Origin of the sequence: Nostoc sp. DedQUE08 (genome assembly GCF_034530895.1) — a bacterium.
Lineage (GTDB): Bacteria > Cyanobacteriota > Cyanobacteriia > Cyanobacteriales > Nostocaceae > Nostoc.
In genome coordinates this window covers 228084-240121 of record NZ_JAVRCD010000001.1, presented here as the reverse complement: position 1 = coordinate 240121, position 12038 = coordinate 228084, and the positions used below count along the sequence as shown (strand labels likewise).

Annotated in this window: 7 protein-coding genes; 6 read left to right on the top strand and 1 reads right to left on the bottom strand. The window is 40.6% G+C overall.

Features of this window, described 5'->3' with window-relative positions:
• Nucleotides 1-448 precede the first annotated feature (448 nt).
• The 6 genes from RMY64_RS00950 (at nt 449) to RMY64_RS00925 (ending at nt 7877) form a co-directional block, all read left to right on the top strand.
• On the top strand, nt 449-1450 hold the full coding sequence (locus tag RMY64_RS00950) for an aliphatic sulfonate ABC transporter substrate-binding protein (RefSeq protein WP_322669982.1): 1002 nt from the start codon (nt 449-451) through the stop codon (nt 1448-1450).
• Nucleotides 1451-1811: 361 nt separating this feature from the next.
• Nucleotides 1812-2918 carry an aliphatic sulfonate ABC transporter substrate-binding protein gene (locus tag RMY64_RS00945; protein ID WP_322669981.1) on the top strand — a complete coding sequence of 369 codons (1107 nt, stop codon included), beginning with the start codon at nt 1812-1814 and terminating at the stop codon, nt 2916-2918.
• A gap of 38 nt (nt 2919-2956) precedes the next feature.
• Nucleotides 2957-3820 carry a TauD/TfdA family dioxygenase gene (locus tag RMY64_RS00940; protein WP_322669980.1) on the top strand — a complete coding sequence of 288 codons (864 nt, stop codon included), beginning with the start codon at nt 2957-2959 and terminating at the stop codon, nt 3818-3820.
• Nucleotides 3821-4442: 622 nt separating this feature from the next.
• Nucleotides 4443-5450 (top strand): aliphatic sulfonate ABC transporter substrate-binding protein, encoded by a 1008-nt coding sequence (locus tag RMY64_RS00935; RefSeq protein ID WP_322699048.1) that lies wholly within the window; start codon nt 4443-4445, stop codon nt 5448-5450.
• A gap of 90 nt (nt 5451-5540) precedes the next feature.
• The gene (locus tag RMY64_RS00930) at nt 5541-6626 is read left to right on the top strand and encodes a sulfonate ABC transporter substrate-binding protein (protein WP_322699047.1); all 1086 of its coding nucleotides are present in this window, start codon (nt 5541-5543) and stop codon (nt 6624-6626) included.
• Nucleotides 6627-6839: 213 nt separating this feature from the next.
• A complete protein-coding gene (locus RMY64_RS00925; RefSeq protein WP_322669977.1) occupies nt 6840-7877 on the top strand; it encodes an aliphatic sulfonate ABC transporter substrate-binding protein in 1038 nt (345 codons plus the stop codon).
• A 276-nt stretch (nt 7878-8153) separates the two neighbouring features.
• On the opposite strand, the gene RMY64_RS00920 is transcribed toward RMY64_RS00925, so the two are convergent.
• Nucleotides 8154-11993, bottom strand: coding sequence for a PAS domain S-box protein (locus tag RMY64_RS00920; protein WP_322699046.1), 3840 nt, complete (start codon nt 11991-11993; stop codon nt 8154-8156).
• Between the last annotated feature and the right edge of the window lie 45 nt (nt 11994-12038).

Below are 12038 nucleotides of genomic sequence, written 5' to 3'. Positions count from 1 at the left end.
TCCACTAGCACCCCCTTGGAGTGGGTACTACTCACTCCACTTCCTAAATTTTTTCCTTTCAACTCTTAAATTCTCAGTTCCTAGAGTCGTTATAGGGTGGGTAATACCCACTCTCTTTTTTATTTTAGACATTCCCAAAAAATATTTTTATTTATTAAAAAACTGTTCCCTCTGATGCCTAAATGTGATAAAAATAGTTTTATAAAATGGATCAAAATATCTATAAATCGTACAAAAAATTGAACTCCCCCCTTGTAGAGACGCGATTCATCGCGTCTTTAAAAACCAATCATCTACACCAACAATCTTTGCTAAAATGTATTAATATATAACATTTTTAAAAGTTGAATCCTCTATAAGATTCAGTCCAACAAAATAAAAAATAAAAATATCCACTTACTTCGATAAATTACATTGAATCATGTTCATAAGCTACAGAAAGTCATGGTTGTTTGCGAATATAGCTCGTTATTTTTTGCTAGCATTTACGACTTTCTTGTTAGTTACAGGCTGTAGCTCTGCAAGCACTCAAAGCAATAGTTCCCAAGTTGAGCCAACTACTGCAAGCTCAAAAAAAATAGAGGTTATCAACATTGGTCATCAGAGTGGTACACCTGGTCTGAACCTACTTAAAGCTCAAGGCTATTTGGAAAAGCGCTTTGCTGCTGATGGTATTGCTATCAAGTGGATAGAATTTCGGGGCGGCCCGCCAATGATGGAAGCAATGGCTGCAAACAGTGTTGATATTGGCAACGTTGGAAATCTGCCACCAATTTTTGCTCAAGCTGGTGATAATCCCATTGTTTATGTTGCTGCAACTGGCTCCAACGCAGGCGCTCAAGCAGTTATTGTTCGTAAGGATTCACCAATCAAAACTCTTGCGGAACTCAAGGGTAAGAAAGTTGCCATACAAAAAGGAACTGCTCTGCAATATTTGCTTTTGAAAGCTATAGCAAGTGCTGGATTAACTCTCAATGATATTCAACCTGTTTACTTAACTATTCCAGAAAGTCAGGTTGCTTTTGAAAGTGCCAGAGTTGATGTTTTACCTACTAGCGATCCGTTTTATGCTCGCAAAGAGCGAGCAAATGAAATACGAGTTCTAGCCAAAGGTTCTGATGTCGCTCCCCAAAGAGCTTACTATATCGCTACACGCAATTTTGCTGCAAATCATCCCGACTTAGTGAAGATAATTTTGGAAGAACAAAGAAAAGTAGAAGAATGGGCTAAAGCTAACCCCAATGAAGTTGCTAATTTGTTAGCAGCGCAAACTAGACAAGAACCAGGAGTCTGGAAATGGGCTTTAGAAAGGCGACCTATCTTAGGGGTATTTGATATAACTGATGAATTTGTCGCTGAACAACAGCAGGTAGTTGAACTTTTCTACAGTCAAAAGCTGATTCCTAAAACTTTTCAAATCAAAGATGCAGTATGGAAACCTAAGAGTTGATTTATTAAAAGAGAAGTCATAATTATGAATGCAATCAGTCGCAAATTTAGACCCAAACACTGGATTATTTTTTCGATGCAGTTGAGAAGTATTTAACAAACTGTTATAGCTGTTTACAATCAACAGTATTATGCAATTTTTTATTTACTGTTAATAAATTAACATAATTTAATAGTAATATTGATAATAGCTTGACGTAAACTAATACCGTGACTTATTGATAGATGTTTACAGTTAAAAAAATATTTAACTAGTCTAGTTTTCAACTATATTATTAATAAACAAAAGTTTTTTTGCTTGTTGAGACCGCAATTAATCATAATTGTTCTGACCACCGCTCGAAGAATAAAGAAAATAACCTATGCCAGCTTCAAAAGGAAAGTTTGAATTCAGGAAAAACCAGAGAACAACGCGTCGTTCGTTGTTGTTTGCTTTGGGCTACTGCTTAATGCTATCGACGGTCTTATCGAGTTGTGGTGAAGCCAAAAATAACACTCAGCAGTCATCAGCTTCCCCTGAGTCTGTAGCTGCATCTAGCACTACAGAGAAATCAACTGAGAAACAAGTAATACGGATTGTTCGTTCAAAACAACTTTCCGCTTTAGCAGTTTTAGAAAAACAGGGTTCTTTAGAAAAGCGATTAGAGCCTCTGGGTTTTAAAGTACAGTGGGCTGAGTTTGCGGCTGGGCCACAACAGTTAGAAGCCCTAAATGCAAACGGACTGGATATCGCATCTACAGCCGAATCGCCTCCTGTATTTTCACAAGCAGCCGGAGCGCCTCTTGTTTATCTAGCTACTACACGCCCTAGTGGTAAAGCTATTTCACTTTTAGTTCCTGTCAACTCTCCTGTTAAAAGTGTTGCCGATTTGAAGGGTAAAAAAGTAGCTTTCCAGAAAGCTTCTATCGGTCACTACTTATTAGTTAAAGCCTTAGAAGATGCCGGACTAAAACTGAGCGATGTCCAATCAGTTTTTTTAACGCCGCCAGATGCAAATGCAGCATTTAGTCAAAATAAGGTGGATGCTTGGTATATTTGGGAGCCATTTGCTACCAGAAATGTACAAAATAAAATAGCTCGTGTTTTAGCAGATGGTGGAAAGTTGCGAGATACTGGCAACTTTTATTCAACTTCACGCCAGTTTTATCAGGCTCATCCTGATGCGATCAAAGTGTTTCTAGAGGAACTAGAAAAGGCAGAAATTTGGACTAAGGATCATCCCAAAGAAGTTGCACAACTGCTTGCTCCTGTAACTCAGTTAGATCCACCAACTCTAGAAATAATGCATAAAAAATATGACTATGGGTTGCTACCAATCACTGATAAAACTATTACTAAACAACAGGAAGTTGCAGATAAGTGGTACAGCTTAGGGCTTATCCCCAAGAAGGTAAATGTTAGAGACGGTTTTTTGACACCTGAAGAATACGCCAAAATTACTCCTTCAGAGGTTCTAGCGAATAAGTAGTTATTCCCAAGAAAAAACTAAAATTCAGGAGAATATTGATGTCTACCTCGACTTTGACAAAGGTTAAAATTAGGCCTATTGATGCTCCTTTGGGAGCGATAGTTACCGATCTTGATGCCAGTCAAGCGATCGCACCTGAAGTTATCTTACAACTTAAAGCAGCTCTGCGCGATCGCCACATCTTAATTTTCAAAGACCAAAAGCTCTCTGATGAACAGCTTTTGAACTTTTCTCTATACTTTGGCGCGCTTTTTGTACCATCTGATGAAACTCCAGTATTGGCTTCTAAACCAGGAGAAACTCCGGTAGTGATTCCGATTTCCAATGTTGATGGTGGCTATACCGGTACTGGAGAACTCACTTTCCATTCCGATCACAAATGGACTCCTATCCCATCTAGTGGTTCGCTTCTTTATGCGTTGGAAATACCAACTCATGGTGGAGATACTTATTGGTTAAATACCAATTTAGCTTATGAGGCATTAGATGAAGCCACCAAAGAACGGATTGCAGATTTGCAGTTAATTACCTACAACCCATTTTTGCGAGATCGGAATGCACCCCGGTCTTTGTATCGTTTAGACAAAACTATTCCTTTAATCAGTCCGATCTTTCCCCATCCTTTAGTTAGAACCCATCCAGAGAGTGGGAAAAAGCATCTTTACTTGGATGCTGCCACAGAAGTGGAAATTGTCGGGTTAGAGCCGGAAGAAGGATCTAAACTGATTGAACAGTTGAGACAACATCTAAATCAACCCAAGTTCTACTACGAACACAAATGGTCTGTAGGCGATATTGTCTACTGGGATAATCAAGCTACCTTACATTATCGTCAAGCATTCGATCCGAATGAGCGACGAGTATTAAAGCGGGTTAGCCTTGCAGGTAGTCGTCCCTTTTAGGATTTATAGCTCAGAGGATGTCTGAAAACTTTTTGGTGTTATATTCGAGACTTGTAGATCCCCCTAAATCCCCCTTAAAAAGGGGGACTTTGATTCCAGTTCCCCCCTTAAAAAGGGGGGCTAGGGGGGATCAAGCGAAATATTGAATACTTCTCAGACATCCTCTCAGAAGATTGAGTTGATGGGCGTTTAAATATACCTTTTATTGGTCAAAAGTCAAGAGTTATTCTGGACTTTTGACCAATAAAACTTGTCTAAATATCATACTCTATGCTTGGAAATCAAAAATAGTAAAAATTATTTTTTTGGTTAAAAACAAGTGTTTATGAATACTTTATTTTTAGACCAAACTTGATAAACTCTAAACTGAAAATCAGAGTTATTAGCACTCATTAAAAGCGCTAATACCAAAATTATTAAATTTAACTAGAAAAATATTATGGAGCTTTTAAAATCTTTGCAAAGGCTAAGTTTGTCTAGCAATAAATTTCTGCAATCAAAAATAAAAAATACCAAGATAGTATGTGAATCTAGCCTAAATATTAAACTTATAGAAGCCAAATATAAAATTGAGTCTAAACATATATCTTTATTAATTGCTGCTTGCACTTTCACTATACCAATGAGCATAGTTGGTTGTAGTCAAGAAACTAAAAATACTCAAAACCAACTATCCCCAGTTAGTACACAATCTCAAAGTAAAACAGTCTCTAATATTCCCCAAAAACAAGAGTTACGAGTTGTTTCTTCTAAGCTTGGTTCTCTTGCAGTGATGAGAAAGCAAGGAACTCTAGAAAAAAGTTTGGCGGCAAAGAATTTTACTGTCAAGTGGCTAGAGTTTGCTGCTGGGCCACAAGCTTTAGAAGCGTTAAATGCTGGTTCCCTTGACATCGCAGCCACAGCTGAATCACCACCTATATTTGCTCAAGCCGCAGGTACACCTCTTGTGTATATTGCAACGACTCGATTTAATGGTAGAGGAGTTTCTTTTTTAGTACCAAAAAACTCTCCGATTAAAAGTGTTGCTGACTTTAAAGGCAAAAAAGTTTCTTTTCAAAAAGCCTCTATTGCTCACTATGTCTTATTAAAAGCATTACAAAAAGAGGGACTAAAACTGAGTGATGTAAAATCTCTTTTTCTCCCACCTCCAGATGCAAATGTGGCTTTTAGTCAGGGAGGAATTGATGTTTGGGTAATTTGGGAACCTTACATTACCAGAAATGTCCAAAAAAATCTTGGTCGTGTATTAATAGATGGGCAAGGACTTCAGGATATTGGTAGCTTTTATACTACCTCACGTAAATTTGCTAAAGAGCATCCTGATATTCTCAAAGTTTTTCTAGAGGAGTTTATTAAAGCTGAAGATTGGTCGCAGAAAAATATTGATAAGTTAGCAGAACTTGAGACTAGTGAAGTTGGTATTGATGTACCTACTCTCAAAACAATTCATAGTAAAGCAATATATGGTCTACTACCAATCACCGATGAAGTTGTTACAAAACAACAACAAATAGCTGATTTATGGTATGCACAAGGACTTTTACCAAAAAAGGTTAATGTCAAAGATGGAGTACTTACTCCAGAAGAATATGCAGCATTCACACCGGATTCAATTAAATCTAATAAGTAAATAACTGTAATCAAGTTTCATAAACTGAAAAATTTACGTTATTAGCTAATGCTTTTAAATCAGTAGTTAATCAAAAATTCAGGTGCAAAAATGTTTAATATTTTCGTGAAAACTAAGACAACAATAATCAAACAATTCGCCTTATTTATAATACCTGGTTTTGTAGTATCTACTACTTTAATCAGTTGTACATCAACTGTATCTAACACAAATGCAGGAAGCGTTCCGAAAGCAGAGCCAGCAGGGGCTAAGACTATAACTTTTAAAACAAAGCTACTACGAATAGGGTATCAAAGCTCTGGTGATTTAGTTAGAGTCAGAGGAGTTTTAGAAAAACGTTTGGAGCCTTTGGGCTTGAAAGTAGAGTGGTCACAATTTGCTCAAGGGCCACAACTTATGGAAGCAATGAATGTGGGCAAAATTGATATTGGCTCTGTTGGAGAAACGCCTCCCATCTTTGCTCAAGCTGCGGGTGCAAGAATCATCTATTTGGCTGGCAGAAGACTTGGGCCTAATTCAGGTAAAGGTAGTGCGATCGCAGTTCCGAAAAACTCTCAAATTAAAAAATTAGCTGATATTAAAGGTCAAAAAGTAGTCTTTCAAAAAGGTTCTGCTTCTCACTATTTTATCATCCAAGCCTTAAAAGAAGTAGGTTTAAAATATAGTGATATTCAAGTCTTAAGTATGCCCAATGTCGAAGCCCGTGGCGCATTTATTCAAGGCACTATTCCAGTTTGGGTAACTGGCGATCCTCATTTAGCTTTGGTAGAAAAACTCCACGGTGCGCGGGTGCTGAGAGATGCAACCAATATAGGTACTCCAGGCGGATACTATGTAGGAACACGAGAATTTGCTAAGGAAAATCCCGAATTAGTTCGGATCATTTTAGAAGAAATTGAGAAAAATGGTGAATGGGCAGAAGCGAATCGTAAAGAAGTAGCGAAACTCATAGCACCTGTACTCAAAATTGATTTACCTATTCAGGAAGTAATTTCTAGCCGTGCTACTTATCGGCTAAAAGGAATTACTCCAGAACTAATGCAAGCTCAACAAAATGTTGCTGATTTGTTCTATAACGAAAAAATCTTACCCAAAAAAATTGATGTTAAAGAAGCATTACTCACGCCTCAAGAATATGCAGCTATTACTCCACCAACACTGATAAGTGAAAAGTAGAGAATAATCAAATATGAAGTTTGTTTTTTTAAACAAACTAGAATACCAATTTACTAAATGTACAAGGGGATTTGTTTAAGTAGCAGAATCTCAATTTTTTGCCATAATTTGGTGTTCTAGGAGGTTTAAATAATAACTTCCTATGATCTTACTTGCTTTTGAAAGTAAGACTGACAACGTAAAAGCTAAAACTTACTAGGAAAATCATAACTGATGAACAAGTCATTTCAACCACAACGCCGTACAGTCTTAAAGCGTGTTGTCCAATATTCTGCATTGGGACTGTTTACTTTATTATCTCCGTTAGCTGGTAGCCTTATACAAACCACCCAAGCAGTGCCTGCTAAAGTAATTAACTTGGCTTATCAAAGTTCTGGTGATATTGTCAAGTCTAAAAAAGCTGTTGAGCCACGTTTCAAAGCATTGGGTATAACCGTGAATTGGGTTGGGCCATTCGCAGCAGGGCCGCAATTGATCAAAGCGCTGAATGAAGGTAAAGTGGATATCGGTAATGTGGGAGAGACACCTCCAATATTTGACCAAGCCGCACGCCCAGGCCTCATCCCTGAAGTTGTCTATCTTACTGGACGCACGCCCAGCGATGGTACAAACCAAGGTATTGTGGTGAAAGCTAATTCTCCTATTAAGAAAGTAGCCGATCTTAAAGGGAAGAAAATTGCTTTTCAGGTAGGTTCCAATGCACAGTATTTACTAACAAAAGCGTTGAAAGAAGTAGGATTAAAAATTAGCGATATTCAAATCGTTGCTTTGACTCCAACTGAGGCCCGCGATGCCTTTATTCAAGGCAAGGCTGACGCCTGGGTGGGTGGCGATCCGCTTTTAGCTGCTGTAGAAAGTACTACCCCGATTCGTAATCTGAGAAATGCAAAAGGAATTAATACTCTCGGCGGGTTTTATATTGGCAGGCGTGCATTTGTCACCCAAAATCCGCAATTGGTGCGAGTGTTTTTAGAGGAAGCACAGAAAGTAGGAGAAGCGGCTGAAAAAAAACCAAGCGATTATGCCAAAATTTTAGTTGATGAACAGAAATTAGATCCAGCAGTTGCGCTAAAGGTGGCAAGCCGTCGTACTTATAAATTGAGAAAAATTACACCTGCGATCGTTGCCGAGCAGCAGCGCGTTGCTGATTTTTATTTTGATGAAAAAGTCATCTCGCGTAAGATTGATATCAAACAAGGGATTCTTTCCGATCTAGAATATAAAGCGAGCATACCTGATAATATCAAGTAATGGTAAACAGGTAGAGACAGGTTTATTCAGCTATTACACATTTGTCATTTGTGGTTTATTCAGCTATTAACTTGGCTAGCTATTACACTGTAGCGGAAGTTTGCCTAACTTGAACAAGGGGCTTAACAAGTTGCTCAACTAACTTGTTAAGCCTATTGTTTGTTTAAGTAAAAACCAAGAAAGGAACAAGCGATCGCAAATATTTTTACAGATATGATTTAAAACTGACAAATAGTTTTAACTATATCAAGTAATGGCGAACAGGTAGAGGCAGGTTTATTCAGCGATTAAGTTAGCGATCGCATCTACTAATTCGGCTGGCTCTACTGGTTTGGCTATATGCTTGTTAAATCCGGCTTTTAGCACTTGTTGAGCGTTCATTTCTCCAGCATAGGCGGTAAGGGCGATCGCTCGAATTTTTCCTCCCTGCTCTGGTGGCAGTGTTCTCAACTGTCGCATGAACATACAGCCATCCACTTCTGGCATCCCAATATCGCTTAAAAGTATATCTGGTAAGGATTGGGCTAAAGTAGCTAGGGCTTCATTTGCTGATGTTACTGCTGTCACATTTGCCCCATACTGCTCTAGTAAGAAGACAATAAATTCTCGCGTATCTGTATCATCATCCACTACTAAAATTTTGATGCCATTCAAATTTGAAGATGGCTCAGAATTGCTACTCTCCTGTTTAATCTCTAATTGATTTTGGATTAACGGTAGTCTCACAGTAAAAGTTGCCCCCCGATCTTCGCCCTCACTTTCTACTTGGACTGTCCCGCCATGCAATTCGACTAAGTGACGGACGATCGCTAATCCTAACCCCAATCCACCAAATTTTCTGGTGGTGCTGCTATTCTCTTGACGAAAATATTCAAACACGTAAGGCAGAAAATTGGGGTCGATGCCTTTTCCTGTGTCGCTGACTTGAATCAGTGCTGAGTTATGAGTGCTGGGTGCTGAGTTGACATTAGAACATGATGATAGTCGAATATCAACCCGTCCGCCTTCTGGTGTAAACTTAACCGCATTTGAAAGCAGGTTCCAAACAATTTGCTGCAATCGGTTGGAGTCTCCCAAAACTTGTCCCAAATTTGGTTCCAGACTAATGTGCATCTCAATTGATTTAGCTTCTGCTGATAGCCGCACTGTCTCCATTGCTGCCGAAATCACAGATGTCAGATCGACTGGGTAGATATTCAAGCTGATTTTACCTTGTAAAATCCGGGAGATATCCAGTAAATCTTCAATCAGTTGAGCCTGTAATTTCGCATTTCGCTCAATAGTCTTCAGCGCTTGAGGAATTGTCTTTTCATCAAGCTTTTTGGTTTGGAGTAGCTTTGACCAACCTAAAATTGGGTTGAGTGGCGATCGCAATTCATGAGAAAGTACTGCCAGAAACTCATCTTTTATCCGGTTGGCGTTTTCTGCTACTTTCCGGGCGGTTTGTTCTGCCTCGTATAGACGGGCACGTTCCATCGCTTGTGCGCACTGCTGTGCTAGTGCCAGCATAAAAGCTCGATCGTCTTGATTAAACTTTTGAATTTCGGTAAAAGCTAGAGACATTCCACCAATAGCTTGTCCCTCGATGAGCAATGGAATCGAAATCCAAGCGTTGTAGTTGGACTGAGCATACTCCTTGGCAAGATTTGAGTAACGAGCAATCCTCGCTGTTGTTGGCTCTTCCCAAATAGGCTGCTTAGTTCTTACAACTTCTGCCAGTGGCGCGGATGCATTAATCGAGAATCGACGCCATGAATCTACTATTTCTTGTTGTCCGCCAACAGTTCGGACAAGTTCTAATTCAGTACCGCTTTCAGTCAGTAGTGCGACAAAAACAAAACTAGCTCCCAAAGCTGCTATACTTTGCTCCACAATTACTTCAACAACTTGTGTTGCAGTTAAAGATTCAGAAAGGGCAGCGGTAATTGCTTGCAGACGGGTAGTGCGAGATGCTGCGCGTAAAGCCGCCTGTTGAGATTGCTGGGCTTCTCTGTAGAGTCGGGCATTATCAACTGCGATCGCTGCTCGGTCAGCTAACTCCTCAGCTAACATCAGGCTTTTGTTCTCGTAGAAACGACCTGAAGAAGATGCCAAAGTCATCGCTCCCAGCACTCGTCCTCGAACGATTAGCGGTACACTCATACCAGATGTTGGATTTAGTTCTTGCAGGATTTTGAAGTGACTGGCGTTGTGGGTTAACCCTTGGAGCTGTTCCTCAGAAATAAAATGAGTAATTTGTGATTTGCCTGTCCGTATTACCTTCGCAACTCCTGCTGTTTGTGCCAAATCAGGCGGATAATTTTGTAACTCTTCGACCAATTCTTGTTTCTCTGGATTGGCATGGGCTGTTGCAAGCCGGCGGACTAATTGATTGTCACAAATAATATCAACTAAGCACCAATCAGCGATTTCCGGCACTGCTAAACGCGCCAAACCTGCTAGGGTTGTCTCGTAGTCCAACGATTTAGCCAAAATCCCACTAGCTTCAGCTAAGAAACGCTGCTCCTCTTCCACTTGTTTGCGCTTAGTGATATCTCGCGAAGACGCTTGTATCTCTAAAATTTCTTGAGTTTGGCGATCGCGAATAGCTCGAATAGTTGCTTCCAACCAGATATAATGCCCGTCTTTGTGACGAGCGCGGTGAGTAACGGTATAAATATCTGGTAAATCGGCATTGACTGGGTAATTCCTGGCAATCTCTGCCAAATCGTCTGGGTGAACTAACTCCTGGCTGGGATGACCGACTAGTTGCTCTGGTTGATACCCCAATACTGTGTAGCAAGCTGGTGAAATGTACAGAAGAATTCCATCTACTGTCTGGCGGGAAATAATATCAGTTGAATTCTCAGCCAGCAGCCGAAAACACGCCTCACTCTCGCGCAGTTTTGCTTCTGCCTGCTTGCGTAGATTAACGTTACGGAAATGAAGTGATAACCCTGTGGCTGAAGGATAAGCGCGAACCGCAAACCATGCATCAAAGGGTAGGTAATAATCTTCAAGCTCAAGCGGCATTCCTAGAGCAACTGCGCTGAGATAAAGTTGACCAAAGCTAGTATTAGCCAGTTCTGGAAACTCTGACCACAAATTTTTTCCGAGCAGATCCTCGCAGGAACGCCCCAGAGTTCTGCTTCCCTCATGATTGAGATAGGTAAAGCGCCACTCACGATCAAAGGCAAGAAAGCCGTCAGTTATGCTCTCTAAAATCTTGGTAACTTGCTCTTTGGCAGTTTCAGCCTCAACACGAGCCGCTTGCTCTCGCTCAAACAGATGTTCCCGCTCGACTTCTGCTTGCTTGCGCTCCGTGATTTCTTGGCAGATTGCACCCACCCAAGTAATATCACTTGGTAGTTTAATCGGATAATAATTTACCAACCAGTGCCGTTGCTTTCCAGGTGCGGCGGGTGTCTCTCCACTGGCCTCTTGGGTAATAGATTCTCCTGTCTCGATCGCATGGTGTAAAGCTTCCATCACCGCAGGAGCTACCCCAGGTAGCACTTGAGCGACGGTCTTTCCGATATGCGCTTCTTGAGGAAAACCGTTAATCTCAGCTAAAGCGTCATTCAAGCGAACGTATCTCAATTTCTCATCCCATAGACCAATACCTACAGGGGCGTTATTAAAGAGGGTATCAAGCAGAACGTTAGCTTCAAGCAAACGAGTCTGTTCTGTTTTCAGTAGCGCCAACAGTTGCTCGCGTTCTGCCTCAGCTTGCTTGCGTTCGCTGATATCCATGCACATTCCTACCCATTCCTGGATTTCGCCTGATTCGTCAAGTATGGGCACACCACGTATAGCCATGTCACGGTATTCGCCGTCATGCCGCAGAACGCGATACTCGGCAACTGCAACGCTGCGTCCAAAAAAGGCCTGTCTCCAAATGGCAGCTACAGATGTCCGGTCATTTGGGTGTAGTGCGTCAACCCAACCCCATCCTTTGTATTGTTCGGGACTTTGCCCAGTGAACGCCTCCCAAGTCGGAATCTCGTCAACAACGTTGCCCCAAGGCCCGGCGCTCCAAACGATGGATGCGCTTGCTTCTGCCAGTGAGCGGTAGCGTGCTTCACTATGACGCAGATTTTCTTCTATTTGCTGCTGTTCATCCAAATATTGTCGCAAATCTGTAACCTCTCGAGCTTTCAGGTTATCAATTAAATTTTTAAG

Coding starts and splice junctions, on each gene's coding strand:
- RMY64_RS00940 (WP_322669980.1), top strand. CDS start 2,957: ATGTCTACCTCGACTTTGACAAAGGTTAAAATTAGGCCTATTGATGCT.
- RMY64_RS00935 (WP_322699048.1), top strand. CDS start 4,443: ATGAGCATAGTTGGTTGTAGTCAAGAAACTAAAAATACTCAAAACCAA.
- RMY64_RS00930 (WP_322699047.1), top strand. CDS start 5,541: ATGTTTAATATTTTCGTGAAAACTAAGACAACAATAATCAAACAATTC.
- RMY64_RS00945 (WP_322669981.1), top strand. CDS start 1,812: ATGCCAGCTTCAAAAGGAAAGTTTGAATTCAGGAAAAACCAGAGAACA.
- RMY64_RS00925 (WP_322669977.1), top strand. CDS start 6,840: ATGAACAAGTCATTTCAACCACAACGCCGTACAGTCTTAAAGCGTGTT.